This is a genomic window from Pseudoalteromonas sp. NEC-BIFX-2020_002, from assembly GCF_013002825.1.
In the GTDB taxonomy this organism is placed as follows: Bacteria; Pseudomonadota; Gammaproteobacteria; order Enterobacterales; family Alteromonadaceae; genus Pseudoalteromonas; species Pseudoalteromonas neustonica.
The window spans coordinates 244,847-262,050 of the sequence record NZ_JABEPJ010000003.1; the positions used below are offsets into that span (position 1 = coordinate 244,847).

At 40.8% G+C, this 17,204-nt stretch carries 17 protein-coding genes; 4 read left to right on the forward strand and 13 right to left on the reverse strand.

The genetic code is table 11. The annotated features are described in order from the left end of the window. Positions 1–70: 70 nt before the first annotated feature. Positions 71–613 (forward strand): YdcF family protein, encoded by a 543-nt coding sequence (locus tag HJP15_RS05460; protein ID WP_212760628.1) that lies wholly within the window; start codon positions 71–73, stop codon positions 611–613. Between the two features lie 45 nt (positions 614–658). On the opposite strand, the gene lipA is transcribed toward HJP15_RS05460, so the two are convergent. The 13 genes from lipA to leuS form a co-directional block, all read right to left on the reverse strand. Further along, positions 659–1,624: a lipoyl synthase gene (lipA, locus tag HJP15_RS05465; protein ID WP_054206332.1), complete on the reverse strand. Its 966-nt coding sequence runs from the start codon at positions 1,622–1,624 to the stop codon at positions 659–661. After that, positions 1,621–2,274 carry a lipoyl(octanoyl) transferase LipB gene (lipB, locus tag HJP15_RS05470; RefSeq protein ID WP_170173203.1) on the reverse strand — a complete coding sequence of 218 codons (654 nt, stop codon included), beginning with the start codon at positions 2,272–2,274 and terminating at the stop codon, positions 1,621–1,623. Before lipB ends, lipA begins: the two co-directional genes overlap by 4 nt. A gap of 19 nt (positions 2,275–2,293) precedes the next feature. Further along, entirely contained in the window at positions 2,294–2,572 is a 279-nt protein-coding gene (ybeD, locus tag HJP15_RS05475) for a DUF493 family protein YbeD (protein ID WP_054206333.1), read from the reverse strand. Between the two features lie 337 nt (positions 2,573–2,909). Then, on the reverse strand, positions 2,910–4,070 hold the full coding sequence (locus HJP15_RS05480) for a serine hydrolase (protein ID WP_054206334.1): 1,161 nt from the start codon (positions 4,068–4,070) through the stop codon (positions 2,910–2,912). Between the two features lie 52 nt (positions 4,071–4,122). Beyond that, positions 4,123–4,902: a septal ring lytic transglycosylase RlpA family protein gene (locus HJP15_RS05485; protein WP_054206335.1), complete on the reverse strand. Its 780-nt coding sequence runs from the start codon at positions 4,900–4,902 to the stop codon at positions 4,123–4,125. Next, positions 4,902–6,005, reverse strand: coding sequence for a rod shape-determining protein RodA (gene rodA / locus HJP15_RS05490; RefSeq protein ID WP_054206336.1), 1,104 nt, complete (start codon positions 6,003–6,005; stop codon positions 4,902–4,904). Before rodA ends, HJP15_RS05485 begins: the two co-directional genes overlap by 1 nt. Continuing rightward, positions 6,002–7,885: a penicillin-binding protein 2 gene (mrdA, locus tag HJP15_RS05495; protein WP_054206337.1), complete on the reverse strand. Its 1,884-nt coding sequence runs from the start codon at positions 7,883–7,885 to the stop codon at positions 6,002–6,004. Before mrdA ends, rodA begins: the two co-directional genes overlap by 4 nt. A 9-nt stretch (positions 7,886–7,894) precedes the next feature. Further along, positions 7,895–8,365, reverse strand: coding sequence for a 23S rRNA (pseudouridine(1915)-N(3))-methyltransferase RlmH (gene rlmH / locus HJP15_RS05500; protein ID WP_054206338.1), 471 nt, complete (start codon positions 8,363–8,365; stop codon positions 7,895–7,897). A gap of 36 nt (positions 8,366–8,401) precedes the next feature. Further along, positions 8,402–8,719: a ribosome silencing factor gene (gene rsfS / locus HJP15_RS05505; protein WP_054206339.1), complete on the reverse strand. Its 318-nt coding sequence runs from the start codon at positions 8,717–8,719 to the stop codon at positions 8,402–8,404. 53 nt (positions 8,720–8,772) lie between these two features. Beyond that, the gene (gene nadD / locus HJP15_RS05510) at positions 8,773–9,408 is read right to left on the reverse strand and encodes a nicotinate-nucleotide adenylyltransferase (protein ID WP_170173204.1); all 636 of its coding nucleotides are present in this window, start codon (positions 9,406–9,408) and stop codon (positions 8,773–8,775) included. Positions 9,409–9,424: 16 nt separating this feature from the next. Beyond that, positions 9,425–10,462: a DNA polymerase III subunit delta gene (gene holA, locus HJP15_RS05515; RefSeq protein ID WP_054454940.1), complete on the reverse strand. Its 1,038-nt coding sequence runs from the start codon at positions 10,460–10,462 to the stop codon at positions 9,425–9,427. Beyond that, the gene (locus HJP15_RS05520; protein ID WP_054206342.1) at positions 10,462–10,956 is read right to left on the reverse strand and encodes an LPS-assembly lipoprotein LptE; all 495 of its coding nucleotides are present in this window, start codon (positions 10,954–10,956) and stop codon (positions 10,462–10,464) included. Before HJP15_RS05520 ends, holA begins: the two co-directional genes overlap by 1 nt. 2 nt (positions 10,957–10,958) lie before the next feature. Beyond that, positions 10,959–13,547, reverse strand: coding sequence for a leucine--tRNA ligase (leuS, locus tag HJP15_RS05525; protein WP_054206343.1), 2,589 nt, complete (start codon positions 13,545–13,547; stop codon positions 10,959–10,961). Positions 13,548–13,731: 184 nt separating this feature from the next. On the opposite strand from leuS, the gene HJP15_RS05530 reads away from it, so the two are divergent. The 3 genes from HJP15_RS05530 (at position 13,732) to bamJ (ending at position 17,157) form a co-directional block, all read left to right on the forward strand. Then, positions 13,732–14,190, forward strand: a complete 459-nt coding sequence (locus HJP15_RS05530; RefSeq protein ID WP_054206344.1) for a zinc ribbon-containing protein — start codon at positions 13,732–13,734, stop codon at positions 14,188–14,190. A 79-nt stretch (positions 14,191–14,269) separates the two neighbouring features. Beyond that, positions 14,270–16,684 carry a Lon protease family protein gene (locus HJP15_RS05535; protein WP_054206345.1) on the forward strand — a complete coding sequence of 805 codons (2,415 nt, stop codon included), beginning with the start codon at positions 14,270–14,272 and terminating at the stop codon, positions 16,682–16,684. After that, positions 16,681–17,157 (forward strand): BamJ family beta-barrel-assembly machinery protein, encoded by a 477-nt coding sequence (gene bamJ, locus HJP15_RS05540; RefSeq protein WP_170173205.1) that lies wholly within the window; start codon positions 16,681–16,683, stop codon positions 17,155–17,157. The genes HJP15_RS05535 and bamJ overlap by 4 nt, the downstream gene beginning before the upstream one ends. Positions 17,158–17,204 lie beyond the last annotated feature (47 nt).

Sequence of the window (17,204 nt, forward strand, 5' to 3'; positions counted from 1 at the left end):
ATTAATTACAAACAGCAAAAATAGTTTTAAGCTGATAGCCAAAGAAAAAAGAACAATTGAGAGTGGCGAAATGAAAGCAGTGACGAGTAGCGTAATTAAAACAGCAATAATTGTTTTAGGTGGGCCAAATAATAATGACGGCAGTTTATCATTGATAGCAAAAAGCCGTTGTGAGCAGGCTTATCAAACTTATCTAAAAATGCCCGCTAAGATTTTGTGTACAGGTGGATTTGGAGCGCATTTTAATACCACTAACCATGCTCATGGTGAATATACTAAACGTTATTTAATTGAACTAGGTATACCTGAATCTGCTTTTTTACCGGTGGCGCTAAGCCGCTTTACCTTTGAGGATGCATTACTCACTAAGCCACTACTCGCAGCGGAAAATATAACTGCGGCCACTTTGGTCAGCTCAGAGTTCCATATTGCACGAGTTCACTATGTATTTAGTCATGTGCAACCTAATCTAGAGCTAACTTTAGTCAGTGCTAAAACGCCATTATCAGAGATTAAATTAGCGCAATTACATGCCCACGAGCGTGCAGTCATGCCTAGAGAAGTAAAAAATGTGCAGCAGTTTATTGCATTGCAGTCACAAAAAAGCCGTTAGTTGCTTAACTCATTACTAACGGCTTTTTCAATTGTGTAGAAATGATTATTTCACTTCTTTACCTGCAGCTTGCTGATCAGCGTGATAACTTGAACGAACAAATGGGCCAGAGGCTGCATGAGTAAAACCAATTTCATCGGCGTACACTTTAAGTGCATCAAACTCTGCTGGTGGTACGTAACGTTTTACTGGTAAATGGTGCTTTGAAGGCTGTAAATATTGGCCGACAGTTAGCATATCTACGTTGTGAGCACGTAAATCGCGAAGCACTTCCTCGATTTCGCTAATTTCTTCGCCAAGACCTACCATTAAACCAGATTTAGTTTTAACTTCTGGGTGTGCTTCTTTAAAACGACGCAATAATTCTAATGACCATTTGTAATCAGCACCAGGGCGCGCAAGTTTATACAAACGCGGCGCAGTTTCTAAGTTGTGGTTAAACACATCTGGTGGTGTTTCGATTAGAATTTCAAGCGCGCGGTCCATACGACCACGAAAATCAGGCACTAAAATTTCGATAGTGATAGTCGGGTTGTATTTACGAATTTCACGAATACAATCAGCAAAATGTTGCGCGCCACCATCACGTAAGTCATCACGGTCAACTGAGGTGATCACCACATAGCTTAGCTTCATGTCTCTGATTGTCAGCGCTAATTTTTCAGGTTCTGCGGCGTCTGGTGTTAGTGGACGGCCGTGTGCAACGTCACAAAATGGGCAACGACGTGTACAGATAGCACCTAAGATCATAAAGGTTGCTGTACCGTGGTTAAAGCACTCTGATAAGTTTGGGCATGATGCTTCTTCACAGACTGAGTGAAGACCGTGTTTGCGCATTGCCTGTTTAATGCCATCGATCCGTTCAGTTGATTTAGGCAAACGAATTTTTAGCCACTCGGGCTTACGTAGCATTTCATTTTTTTCAGTCGGTAATACTTTTACTGGGATCAACGCCATTTTTTCAGCGTCGCGCAGTTTTACCCCTGGTTCCATCTTGACTGGCTTATTCATTCGTTTTCAAACCCTTCAGTAAACTTAACTTCAGTTGCATTAAGCTTTTTTATCATGTGTTTAACGAGTCCATTACCTGCTTGTTCAAGGTCTTGTGGGCCGTTTAAATCGGTTGTTTGCACCATATTCATACCCGCATAACCACAAGGGTTTATACGTAAAAATGGGCTCATGTCCATACTTACGTTTAGTGCAAGGCCATGAAAAGAGCAACCGCGACGAACGCGAAGCCCTAGTGAAGCAATTTTACTATTGTTTACATACACACCTGGCGCATCAGCTTTAGCATAAGCACTAATGCCGTAGTCATTGAGTGTATCTATAATACACTCTTCAAGCCATGTCACCAGTTCACGCACGCCTATTTTTAAGCGGCGTAAGTTAAATAGTACATACATCATTTGTTGACCCGGTCCGTGGTAAGTCACTTGACCACCACGATCAACTTTGATCACTTCAATGTCGCCAGGGGCAAGTACATGCTCGTCTTTACCTGCTTGGCCTTGCGTGAATACGGGATCATGTTCAACAAGCCAAATTTCATCAGCTACTGCATCATCACGCGTATCGGTAAACGCTTGCATTTTCTGCCATATCGGCATGTAGCGAGCTCGACCAAGTTGGCGTACTATTAACGTGTTTTCGTTCACAATAAATCTCTATTATGGCTTAAAGCATATGACGCACGTCATCAATATTACTGATCACGTTATAGATTTCTTCAATATGAGCGCCACTGGTAACCGTTACTACTAAGCTAACTGACTCGTAATTACCTTTACTGCTCGGTTTTACTTTTGGCGCGTAATCGCCAGGTGCAATTGGTTGTAACTTAGTTAGAATTTGATCAGTTAAGTTTACGTTCGCTAAACCCATTACTCTAAACGTAAATGGGCAAGGGTACTCTAAATATTCATCAAATTTAGTATCTTTTACAGGTGTAGCCACGACGTTGACTCCTCATACTTAATGTGTGTTTAGTACTTTAAATAACTAAACAATAATCAGATTAGATAACCTATTATCGACCTTATAATAATTGTATTAAGACATTACTGATCCGAAGTAGCAAAAAATCATGTATTACACAATAATTTTAATTATAACAAAGCTATCATTAAAAAATTTTGGTGTGAAAAATTATTTTTTGACGCCATCAATGGCTATTTACGCAATACAATTTACTTACAGGTTACTTGCGGGTTAGATATGGGGCGCATTCTACCATTTTTAAAGTAAAAAAAACGCCTTGCAGTGCAAGGCGCTTATATTCTTTCGTTACGTTTTACATGATTTGTAAACGTAAGTAATCATAGATTTTGCTAAAGAAGCTACCTTCTTCAACTTCTTCAAGTGTTACAAGAGGATACTGTGCAATTTCTTCGCCTTCAAGCTTTAAAGATAAAGTGCCTACTGTAGACCCTTTAGCCAGTGGTGCTTCTAGAACTTTATCAAGTTTAAAGTCTGCTTTTAAATTTTTACGTTGGCCACGTGGGATTGTGATCGGTGTATCAACTAAAATACCCAGCGATACATTTTCTTTATTACCCATCCAAATGCGTTGTTCAGCAAAACTATCGCCGGCTTTATATGGTGTGATTGTTTCAAAAAATCGAAACCCGTAGTTAAGTAATTTTTTACTTTCTACTTTGCGAGCACGTTCACTTGAGGTACCCATAACAACAGCAATTAAGCGCATTTCATCTTTAGTCGCTGAGGTTACTAAGCTATAACCTGCTTCTGATGTATGCCCCGTTTTAATGCCGTCTACATCTAAACTTTCGTCCCATAACAGTGAGTTACGGTTATATTGCTTTATACCATTAAAGGTAAATGATTTTTCAGCATAAAAAGCATATTCATCTGGTACATCACGAATAAGTGCAGCACCTAATGTGGCCATATCGCGTGGTGTTGTAAAATGCTCGTTGGTGTCTAAACCATGGCTATTGATAAAATGCGTGTTGCTCATACCTAATTTTTCAGAATGCGCATTCATTAGATCAGCAAAGGCACTTTCGCTGCCAGCAATGTGTTCAGCCATTGCAACACAGGCATCGTTACCCGATTGAATAATAATGCCACGGTTTAAATCTTCAACGCTGATTTGTTTACCGACTTCTATAAACATTTTTGATGATTCAGGGAAGTTTTTAGCCCATGCTTTTTCACTAACAGTCACCATGTCCGTTGGGGCGATGTTACCGGCTTTAATTTCAGTGCCGATCACATAACTGGTCATCATTTTTGTTAAGCTAGCAGGCGCAAGACGTGTATCAGGTTCGCCCTCAGCGATTACTTTACCGGTAGTAAAATCAACAAGGAAATAACCTTTTGCATTAATTTGAGGAGGTGCAGGCATGACCTGAGCGGTCGCTGAGAAAATGGCAGCTGAGCAAACTAAGCCACACATTCCGCTTATAATTTTGTATTTAATAGATTTCATCATACTCATTAATGGTTAAAGTTAAAGATTCGCGTTTCTCATTCTAAAGGTCTTATTGACTGTAAAGCAAGAACGCGTTTTGAAATTGATTCTGTTTTAATTTATCAAGTACTTGCTGAGCTTGCTCTGCATCCTTAATTGGACCTAAGCGAAGTCGATAAATATTATCTTTTTCTACAATACTCGTTGGCAAAGCGTATTGCTGGCGCAGCGTATATGCTAACGCTTCAATATTTTTTAATGTACTTCCCGCAGCCACTTGAATATAACTTAAGCGAAGAGTCGAATCCGCCATAGTAATCGCTTCAATCTTAACCCTCGCTGTACCCTGACGATAATACCCTAATTTATAGGCGGCTGAATAAGATAAATCAATTAGGCGGTCATCATGAAAAGGGCCACGATCGTTTACACGAACAATAACCGACTTACCATTGCTGGTATTGGTGACTTTGACAAAGCTTGGTAAGGGTAATGTTTTGTGCGCAGCTGTCATAGCAAACATATCATAGACTTCGCCGTTTGAGGTATGGTAGCCGTGAAATTTACGGCCATACCATGACGCGATGCCTTCTTCGCTGTAACCTGTTTCATCAAGCATCGGCGTATAACCTTTCCCACGAACAGTGTATGGCCGTCCTGCACTGGCACTTTTAGTCACAGCTGTGACGACTGCATTTTGCATTTCAAGTTGTGTAGGCGGGCGTAAAGGTGCTGAGTCATGACGCATACTATAACGGCTGCTGTGGTCCGTTTTACTGCCTGAACTACTACAAGCCGTTAAGGTTATAATGATAAGCGATATGCTAAAGAATTTAATCGTCGTAAGCATTATTTTAATAGCATCCTTTTATCCGTGGCGATTGACATAATAATACCAAATCCAGCCATGAGTGTGACCATGGATGTTCCGCCATAACTTATTAATGGCAGAGGTACGCCAACAACAGGTAATAAGCCCGAGACCATACCAATGTTAACAAATATATAAACAAAGAATGTTAATGTTAGTGCACCGGCTAATAGCTTGCCAAAAGCATCTTGCGCATTAACGGCAATGTATAAGCCTCGACCAATTATAAATAGGTACATACATAACAGCAAGCACACGCCAAATAAACCAAACTCCTCACTGAGTACTGAAAAAATAAAGTCAGTGTGGCGCTCTGGTAAAAATTCTAATTGTGATTGAGTTCCTTGCAACCAGCCTTTGCCTTCAATGCCGCCTGAACCAATGGCTATTTTTGATTGAATAATATGATAACCAGAACCAAGCGGATCGCTCTCAGGATTAAACAGTGTTAACACGCGTTGCTTTTGATAAGCGTGCATGCCGTAATGCCAAAATGGCCATGCCGCAAGTGCGACTAAAGCGGTTAAAAAACCGATAAGCCGCCAACTTAATCCAGATAAAAATAACACAAACACACCAGAGCTGGCGATTAATATAGAGGTGCCTAAATCCGGTTGCTCTTTAATAAGTAATGTTGGAAGCATCACGATGGTAAAGCCGACAACTAAATGCAATGCTCTCGGTGGTAAGTGATTTCGACCTATGTACCACGCAACCATCATAGGCACTGCTATTTTCATTAGTTCAGATGGTTGGAAGCGCGTAATGCCTAAATCAAGCCAGCGCTGTGCGCCTTTTGAACTGACGCCAAAAAGTAGTACACCTACAAGCATCAATAGACCTAAACAATATAAGGGGATGACGAGGCGTTTAAGTGTAGCGGGGGAGAATTGGGCTAAAATAAACATGCCAATAATAGCGCCCGCCATACGTGTAGCATGGCGAACCATCATTGCCATGTCTTGACCGCTGGCGCTGTAAACAATTGTTAAACTGGCGACCATCATAGCTATTAAGGCAAGCAATAACGGCAAGTCTAAATGCAATTTGTCCCAAATAGAGCGCTTGTCATTTAATTTCATTGCTGGCCTGTATTGCTAAGGAGGTTAACGGGGTTAGCTGAAAAATAGTAATCCATTAATTGCCGAGCGATCGGTGCGCCAACGCTACTGCCACCGCCGGTGTTTTCAACCACAATGGATACGACAATTTGTGGATCATTATATGGGGCAAAGCCGATATAAATAGCGTTGTCGCGGTGGCGTTCTTTTATCGCGTCAGCATCGTAACGCTCACCTTGAGCAATGCTCACTAATTGCGCGGTGCCTGTTTTACCAGCAGGATCGTAATTTACACCTTTGAATGCTTTATGAGCTGTGCCTGTCGTTTTATGAACCGTGTTATGCATTGCATCTAATGCTATTTGCCAATGCTTTGCATCCTTGAGGATAACAGGTGGTTTTTCTTCATTTATAATCGGTGTTACTTGGTCTTCTTGTTTTGCCACTTGTACCAAGTGAGGTGGGCGATGTTCGCCTTTATTAACAAGTATATTTGTTGCGTTAGCAATTTGAATGGGGGTTGCTGTCCAATAGCCCTGACCAATACCAACAGAAATTGTATCACCACGCCACCATGACTCTTTAAAACGGCCTTCTTTCCACTCTTTAGATGGTAAAATAGCGGTGGTTTCTTCATGGATATCTATGCCCGTTAAATCACCAAAACCAAACTGCGCCATAAAATCACTAATTTTTGTGATCCCTAAACGATAGGCAGCATCATAAAAATAAGTATCGCATGATTCTTCAATGGCTTTATAGACATCAACATGGCCATGACCCCAGCGCTTCCAATCTCGCCATTTGTGCTCAACATTAGGTATTTGGAAAAAACCAGGGTCCCACATTTTGGTGTGCTCAGTGACTAAGCCTTCCTCTAAGGCTAAAATTGCCATATGAGGTTTGACAGTTGAAGCTGGGGCGTAACGTCCTTGAGTCGTGCGGTTTATTAAAGGGCGATCAGGGTTTAATAGTGCTTTATAATTTTTACTACTGATACCATGTACAAATAAATTAGGGTCATAGCTAGGATTTGAATACAGTGCGAGTATTCCACCATCTTTTGCATCCATAACAACAACAGCGCCACGCATATCTTTTAAAGTATGTTGAGCTATTTGTTGTAAACCTATATCAAGCGTTAGTACAAGATCGTGGCCCGGTTCAGGTGCAGTCATACTTAATGTGCGAATAATACGACCACGATTATTAACTTCAACTCGCTGTGAACCTACTTGGCCGTGTAATAAACGCTCATAATATTTTTCAATGCCAAGCTTGCCAATATCGTGAGTTGCGCGATAGTTAGTGCCTTGATCTTCAGATATAAGTTTAGAAAGTTCTTTTTTATTAAGCTTTGCAACATAACCGAGTGCATGCGTAAGGGTATCGCCAAAGGGGTAGTAACGCGCTAAGCGAGCTTCGATACTAAAACCGGGGTATTTGTGTTGATTAACTGAAAACTTAGCGACTTCCTCTTCATTTAAACGCGCCTTGAGTACTTGGCTTTTAAAGCGACGATTATTTTTTATATCATCGAGAAAATCATTTTTTTGTTGCTCTGAAATATCTATAAATTGTGTTAAAGCTGCCAGTGATGCATCAAGGTCATCAACGTCTTCAGGTATGACCTCTAAATTATAGACCGGTTTATTTTCTGCGAGTAATACACCGTTACGGTCATAAATTAAGCCACGATTTGGGGCGATAGGGATAACTTTAATACGGTTATCGTTTGAACGCGTTTGATAATCTTGATGATCATCAACTTGAATAGTGTATAAATTAGAAAGTAAAACCGCGACCAGTAGAGTTACAAAAACAAAACCCACAAATGCGCGACGAGCAAACAGATTAGCTTCTGCTGAGTGGTCTCGGATCGTGGGCCTTTTTTTGAGCATGAGTAAATGTTACTCGCGGTGATATGGGTGGTTATTGTTTAAGCTCCAGCCTCTATATAAGCTTTCTGCAACAATAATTCTTACCAGCGGATGCGGTAGGGTCAAATTTGATAGTGACCATTTTTGCTCTGAGGCTGCGATACATTCTGGCGCCAAACCTTCAGGGCCGCCAATTAGCAAACTCACATCGCGGCCATCCAGTTGCCACTTTTCCATGCTTTTTGCTAATTGGTGAGTATCAAGTGCTTTACCTGTTACTTCAAGGGTGACAATACGATTGCCTTTGGGAATAGCAGCTAAGGTTTTTTCACCTTCAATATGCAAGATACGCTTGATATCGGCATTTTTGCCACGTTTTCCAGCTGGGATCTCAATAAGTTCTAAGGCCATATCTTTAGGAAAACGACGTTGGTATTGTGCAAAGCCAGTTTCTACCCATGCTGGCATTTTAGTGCCAACTGCAATCATTTGTATTTTCACGTGTTACATCCAAGCTCAGTTAAAATTAAGTGGCACTTAGCCCCATAGTTTTTCGAGGTCGTAATAGCTACGTGCTTGATCTTGCATAACGTGTACGATTACATCGCCTAAATCAATCAGAGCCCATTCACCATCGCTTTGGCCTTCATAACCTAAAGGCTCTTGACCTGCGTGACGAGCTTCTTTTGCTAAATGATCAGCAATTGACAATACATGGCGCTTAGAAGTACCAGAGCACACAACCATGTAGTCTGTGATATCTGATTTTTCGCTTACATCAATATTAACTATGTCACGTGCTTTCATATCGTCAATTTTATCTATTGCAAAGGCGAGTAGTTGTTTCGTATCCAAGGTGTTATCTCATTTAAAAGTGAATAGCTGTTATTTTATCACGCAACTGGTATTTATTCATCACTTAGATAAAGCTGATGTGATTGAATATACTGACACACGCTATGGGGAAGAAGTTCATTGAAATGTTTATTATTTTTAATGGCGCTGCGAATGTCACTTGATGAAATTGCATGCTCCTCACCGGGTAAAAAGTATAATTTTCCGCCAAGCTGTGTTGTAAGCTCTTTAATATCGGTGCAAAGTGCTGATTTTTTGTAAGCCAATAGCGCGTCGCTTGCGCTACACGTAAGATCTGGACGTTGGAACACCACAATGTGGCAAAGTGTGGTAATGGTTTGCCATTCAAACCATTTATCTAAGTTATTAAATGAATCCATACCAATTAAAAATAGCAATGGTTTATTTGGGTATTCTGCGCGTAATTCTTGCAGACTTAATAAAGTGTAAGAAGGCCCAGTGCGATTTAACTCGCGTAAATCAAGTTCAAAAAAAGGGTAGGGCGCAATAGCCGCATTTAGCATTGCAATACGATGTTCAGTGCTGATACCTGGTGCGGCTTTATGAGCAGGCAGTGCGCATGGCATAAAATACAAAGTATCTAAATTAAATTCTTCAATACAGTGTTTTGCCATATTAATATGGCCTAAATGAATAGGGTCAAAAGTACCACCAAACAGCGCAATCATCTTTATATCCTAATGATTAATTGAGTGGATGTGCTGGCAGAGGCATTGCCAATGGTTGGCAAAATACCAAACAAATATGAGCAAGTGCTTGATAAGGCCTTACTAAGTGACCTTGTTTATAACTGGCATCAAATTGCGCAAGTAACAAAATAATATGCTCAAGCGTTTGAATTGATAAGCGATTAAGTGCTTGTTGAACGGGAACTTGTTGATTTTTCCAAATAGCTTTTTGTTTAAATAAGGCTGCCAGTTGTTCACCCTGTTGTAAGCCTAATTGCAAGCTGAGTAAAGTATTCGCTTCTTTGCTCACAGTCCATAAAATGCTCACAGCTTCAGTATTATCGCTTGCGAGTTTGTTGAGTACTTTAATTGCTTGCTGAGCATTACCTTGTAAGAGTGCATCACTTAAATCAAAAATATCAAATTTGGCTTGATTAAGTAGCCCTTGCAATACCTGTTGTTGGCTTATTGGCTCACTTGAATATAGTAACGACAGCTTTTCGAGCTCTTGAAAACAGGCTAATAAATTACCTTCAGTGGCATCAAGTAGTGTTTTTTTAGCATCGGCCTGCATATTTACTTTTAAGCGATAGCATTGGTCATCAAGCCAGCGCGATAAGTGGTTTCCCGTAAGCGGGTAACAGGGTACAAATGCGCCTTGTTTATCTAATGCTTTAAACCACGCACTGCGTTGAATATCTTGGCTGGCTTTAGCGCCAGTCACTATTAATACCGTATCGGGGTTACTCAATTCAACCAAACGTTTAAATGTTTGGCTGCCAACAGTACCAGGTTTTTGAAAATTAAGATCAAGTTCAATTAACGTGCGGGCACTAAATAACGACATACTTTGGTATTGAGCTACTAATTCTTGCCAATCAAAGCCCTGCATTAAGGTGAGTTTAATTACTTCATCAAAACCTTGCTGTTTTGCAGCAGTACGAATTTGTTGCGCACATTGTGCAACTTGAAATGGCTCTTCACCAAACACCAAATAAAATGGGTGTAGGTTTTTGTTTAATTGGCCAGAGAGTTGATTAGCGTAAAGTCGCATTACAGTTGAGCAAGCTCTCTGACAATTCTACGGCTCGCTTGTTTGCGAATTTCGTTGAGCAGCAAATCGAATTCTTTTGCTTTAGCTAACGCATTATCAGGGTCGTCCTGATAATTACGATAAAGTTCAAAGCTTTTTTCAATTGCTTGCTGACCTGGACGTTTAACTAAATAACGTACACTGTAAGCTAATTCATACTCAGCTACTTGACCATTTTTAAATAGCGATAACGTTTGACGCGATAAGCTATCTTTAAATAAATACAGCTGAGCAACATTTTTTTTAGGGGCAGACAGTAACTCAACTTTACTTAGGGTGAGTTCTTTATCAAGCATGGCAAATAACGCAGATCTTTCGTCATCACCGCTTAATGTTAAGGTGGTTAGGTCATCAGGTAAACTAGATGCTTTTTTTAAGTGGAAACCACAGCCTGATAACAAAAAACAGACTAGCGCTAAGGCTAGTCCGTTTTTAATGGCATTAAATGCTGCCATAATTAGTTAGCAACCACGTTAAGTAGTTTACCTGGTACATAAATAACCTTGCGGATAGTTACGCCATCAGTAAACTTAGTCACGTTTGATTCGGCAAAAGCAAGTGCTTCTACTTGTTCTTTAGTTGCATCTGCTGGGACGGTTAATTTAGCGCGTAGTTTGCCGTTTACTTGTACGATGATTAATTTTTCATCTTCAACAAGTGCTAACTCATCCACTACAGGCCAAGATGCATCTAAAATATCGCCTTCTTTACCAAGCTCTTGCCATAATTGATGTGACAAATGCGGAGTGATTGGCGCAAGCATAATTAGCAATGCTTCAAGTGCTTCATTAGCAATCGCAACATCTTGGGTGTCAGTTAATGGCGCTTTTAACAATTTGTTGGAAATTTCCATGATTGCAGCAATGGCCGTATTGAAAGTTTGACGACGTGAAACATCATCAGTCACTTTTGCAATGGCTTTATGTAGTTCACGACGTAGCACTTTTTGCTCGTTGTTTAAGGCTGCTTTATCGAGTGCTTGGAAACCTACCGTGTTTACATCAACCGCGTATTTCCACACACGTTTAATAAAACGATGTGCGCCCTCAACACCCGTATCAGACCATTCAAGTGTTTGCTCAGGTGGTGCGGTAAACATCATAAACAAACGTACCGTATCTGCGCCGTATTGAGCAATAACTTGCTGTGGGTCAATACCGTTGTTCTTTGACTTAGACATTTTGCTCATGCCTGATGAGAATACTGGCTCGCCGTCTTCTTTATGCCATGCTTTAGTAACGCGGCCTTTTTCATCGGTTTCAGTATTAACATCACTTGGAGATATCCAAATGTCGCCGCCTTTTTCATCCTTACGATAGAAAGTTTCAGCAAGCACCATGCCTTGACATAGTAAGCGATCAAATGGCTCATCTGAGTTTACCAAGCCAAAGTCACGTAATAATTTGTGGAAAAAGCGCGAATACAATAAGTGCAAAATTGCGTGCTCAATACCACCAATATATTGGTTTACTGGTAACCAGTAGTTTGCAGCCGCGGGATCAAGCATGCCTTCGTCGTGGCGTGGGCTACAGTAACGAGCGTAGTACCATGATGATTCCATAAAGGTGTCAAAGGTATCTGTTTCATGAAATGCAGGTTTACCATTAACGGTGGTTTTTGCCCAGTTAGGATCAGCTTTGATTGGTGATGTAACACCATTCATTACTACGTCCTCTGGTAAGCGTACCGGTAGCATCTCTTCAGTTGCAGCTAATTCGTTACCTTCTTCGTCGCTTAGCATGGGGATTGGAGAGCCCCAATAACGTTGGCGGCTAACGCCCCAATCACGCAGACGGAAGTTTACTTTACGCTCACCCACACCCAGTGCTTCAAGTTTATCGGCAACAGCGTTAAATGCGCCTTCAAAATCAAGGCCGTCAAATTCACCAGAGTTAACAAGTACGCCTTTTTCAGTGAAAGCGGCTTCTTTTAAATTAACGTCAAGATCTGACCCTGTAGCAGGTGCGATAACTTGCTTGATATCTAAGCCATAAGCAGTCGCAAATTCAAAATCACGTTGGTCGTGCGCCGGTACTGCCATTACTGCGCCTGAGCCGTAATGCATTAATACAAAGTTAGCAACCCAAATAGGCACTTGTTCGCCTGTTAATGGATGAGTGGCAAAAAAACCTGTTGCGATGCCTTTTTTCTCCATTGTTGCCATATCTGCTTCAGCAACTTTGGTGTTTTTACATTCATCAACAAACATAGCGATAGCATCGCTGTTTTTAGCCGCTTCTTGTGCAATTGGGTGTGCGCCTGCAACTGCAAGGTAAGTTACACCCATAAATGTATCTGGACGCGTCGTATAAACGCTGAATTTTTCGTTGTTATCCGTGCGTGTAAACTCAATGTCTAGCCCTTCAGAGCGGCCAATCCAGTTACGTTGCATCGTTTTAACTTGCTCAGGCCAGTCTTCTAGCTTATCTAAATCGTCAAGTAATTCTTGTGCGTAGTCAGTGATTTTAATAAACCACTGTGGAATTTCTTTTTGCTCAACAACTGCACCAGAGCGCCAACCGCGACCATCAATAACCTGCTCGTTAGCAAGTACTGTTTGATCTACTGGATCCCAGTTAACCGTTGACATTTTTTTATATACTAAGCCTTTTTCGTATAGCTTAGTGAAAAACCATTGTTCCCACTTGTAATAATCTGGGTGACAAGTTGCAATTTCGCGATCCCAGTCATAGCCAAAACCTAACTGCTTAAGTTGAGTACGCATGTAATCAATATTTTCGTAAGTCCATTTTGCAGGGGCTGTTTTATTTTTAATTGCCGCATTTTCTGCAGGAAGACCAAACGCATCCCAACCCATAGGTTGCATTACGTTTTTGCCTTGTAAGCGTTGGAAGCGAGAAACAACATCACCAATGGTGTAGTTACGCACATGACCCATGTGGAGTCGGCCGCTTGGGTATGGGAACATAGAAAGGCAGTAATACTTTTCTTTGCTCTCGTCTTCAGTGGCTTTAAATACTTGGTTTTCTTCCCAGTAGGCTTGGACTTTTGACTCTATATCTTGCGGGTTATATTGCTCTTGCATCTACGATTCCAGACTTCTTGCAAACTAATAAAAAATTGTCGTTAGGATACCCCAAAAAAAACACTAATTACAGCGTCAAATCGGCGGATTTTATAAAATCATCACTAAATTAGTTTTCAGGGCAGGTTAACCTATACTCGTATAGGGTATAGGCTCGCTAAACACAATTTTGCAGGAGTAAATTATGGCTGATTATAAAGCATGGTTAACTGATTTAAGTGCCTGGTTAAAAGACGTCAATGAGCATGAAGTTAAAGCCGCAATTAACCGCTTTGTAGAATCCGAACAAGCGCTTAAGCAATTAGGTCAAGAAAAACTCATTTTGTATCGTGAATACCTAAAGCGCGATATTGATCACATTCAACAGCACGAAAAACACTACGACTCTCTCGCATGGCAAGAGCTTAAAGAGTCTTTTTGGTATGAACTTTCACATATTGAAGATAAAACTCAGCTTGAATGGCAAGCATTAAATCAAGATTTTAAGCACAATGGGGTGTATCACCAAGGTGAATGGATAGCAATGGGCACATTAGTATGTAAGAATTGTAACCATAGTTATGATATTTACCATGCAACGCAAATTAGCGCGTGTACAAAGTGTGATGGTATCTACTTTAGCCGTAAGGCACTACAGCCCTAAATACATTTATATAGGGTGAATGTTGGCCCTGTGTAGAACCTAAAAATCAGCGAATATGTTGGTATAAAAAGAAGTTAGAATGACGAAGAAACTGTTGCCATTACCTGTGTCTGCCCTTGCGCCGACCATTTCACTTAATCATGTACAAACGTGCATGAGCAATCCATATCCCGAAACGTTGACTTTTATAGGTCAGCAACGTGCTCAAAGTGCGTTGGATTTTTCATTAGGAATGGAGCTTCCCGGCTATAACGTATATGTAATGGGGGAGGCCGCTCACGGGCGTTTCACGCTTGTAAAAGATAAGCTTCAAGCGCACAGTAAAGGTCGTCCGACTCCAAATGAATGGTTATATGTTAATAATTACGATGATCACCGTGAACCCATTGCTATGTTTTTACAAGCTGGGCAAAGCAAGCAGTTAGCTGACGACATTGACTCATTTATCGACGAAGTACTTGATACCTTTCCGGCTGCATTTGATAATCCTGCGTATCAACGTAAGAAGAAGAAAATCGATCGTGAATTTAACGATGCATACGATGCCGCCATTACCGAAGTGGAAGTCGCAGCGCTAGAGCAAAGTGTTGCCTTAATTGAAGAAAAAAGTGTTGTTGGTTTTGCACCACTTGTAGATGGAAAGCAGCTCAGTGACGCTGAATTTGCCGCGCTGGATGACGAACTACGAGAACAGTTTTACGAAAAAATTGAAAAACTTGAAGATGCTTTAATAGAAGCGCTTATAGAGTTGCCACGTTGGAAGCGCGAATCGTCTGAAAAATTACGTAACTTGAAAAAGTCTACGGCAGAGCTTGCTACAAAACCATTATTAAAAGACCTAGAGCATAAATACGCAGCCCACATAGGTGTACTGCGTTACTTAAAAGATATTCGCGTAGAAATTATCGACGCGGTGCTTGAGTGGCTCGATGATGAAGACGAAAGCGACGAAAACAAAGAAGATTTTGACCGTAAAGGCATGCTTACTGACTTTTTTGCACCCAATATTTTAGTCGAGTTTAAAGAAGGGGATGCTGCACCAGTGGTGTACGAACCCAACCCAACCTTTGGCAACATTTTTGGCAAAATAGAATATGCAGCGTCGCAAGGTTCACTTATAACCAGTTACCGTTCAATTCAGCCTGGGGCATTGCATCGCGCTAATGGCGGCTATTTAATTATGGACGCTGAAAAAGTGATGGCAAATCCATTGGTGTGGGATGGCTTAAAGCTATCACTTAAAACCCACCAAATTAAAAATGATTTACCATACCAAGATAACGCTGTAGGCAGTAGTTTTACACTGCGCCCGCAGCTTATTCCGCTTGATGTAAAAATTATTCTGTTAGGCTCACGTGATTTGTATTACACCATAGGTGAATACGATGAAGAATTTGCTGAGTTATTTAGGGTGCTTGCAGACTTTGATTATTACTTGCCAAGCAGTGATAAGTTGCAATACCAATTTATTACCAAGGTGATTGAATATTGCCAAGGTACGTTAAAATGCACATTAACAGATGAGGCAATGGCACGATTACTTAAATTTAGTTATCGCCAAGCAGAGCATCATAATAAATTATCTGCGCGTTTTGCTGATGTACTGGAGCTGGTGGCTGAAGCAAGCTTTTATACCAAACAAGATAATTTAACCTTAATTGACGCGCACCATATTGATGAAGCTATTGAAGGCAAGCAATACCGCACCGGGCAGATCAGTGAAAATATGCTCAGCGATATCAAAGAAGGCCACACATTAATTGCAACCGACGGCCAAGCCGTGGGTAAAGTAAATGGTTTAACGGTATTACATATTGGCGATACTTCATTTGGTACACCAGCACGTATTACGGCAACGGTTTACGCCGGTGCCGATGGTGTAATTGACGTAGAACGCGAAGCTGAACTGGGCAAAGCTATTCACTCTAAAGGTGTAATGCTTTTAACCGGTTACTTAGGTAATAAATACGCGCAACAATTTAGCCTAACGCTCAGTGCGAATATCGCTATTGAGCAAAGCTACGGCTACATTGACGGCGACAGCGCATCGTTAGCTGAGCTATGCGCACTTATATCGGCTATTACTAGTTTGCCTCTTAGTCAATCAATTGCGCTTACTGGCTCAATAAACCAACATGGTGATGTGCAAGCCATTGGTGGCGTGAACGAAAAAATCGAAGGCTTTTTTAAGCTATGCAAAATGCGTGGTTTAACATCTGGACAGGGCGTTATTATTCCAAAATCAAACCAAGTTAACTTGGTGTTAGATGATGAAATATTGGCTGCTGTTGAGTTGGGTAAGTTTCATATTTATGCTGTAGAGACCGTTGATCAAGCGCTTAATGTATTAATGAATATGGAAGCGGGTGACCTACGAGATGGTCAATACCCTGAAAACTCAGTTAACGGCATTGCTTTAGCACGTTTAAATGATATTGCTGATATTGTTAATGGCGACAGTGACGAAAAAGAAGACGAGAAAGAAGAATCATGATCAACATTATACTGGCGATGATGATCGTCACACTCTGCTTTTTTATTTTTAGAAACAGTAAAAAAACTAAGCAACAAGCAATCGTTAATGCGCAAATTGAAGCGGATTTCTTAGTTGCTAACAGCAAAGTGGAAGGGGTGCAAAAAACGGCCTCTGGCTTGCAATATAAAGTAATTCATAGCAGTGGTAGCGAAACAAAACCAAGCCCAACTAGTATGGTAAATGTGCATTATCACGGCACTTTAATTGATGGCAGTGTTTTTGATAGCTCGGTTGATCGCAATAGCCCAATTAGTTTTGGTTTACACCAAGTTATTAAAGGCTGGACAGAAGGCCTGCAGCTGATGGGTGAGGGGGATAAATACACCTTTTTTATTCCACACCAATTAGCGTATGGCGAAAAGCGAGTTGGCAGCATTGCACCCGCTTCGTTACTAATATTTGAAGTAGAGTTACTGAAAATAGAATCTTAGAATAATTATCCCTTTATATAAAGTACGCCCTAGGCTTGGTGACATTA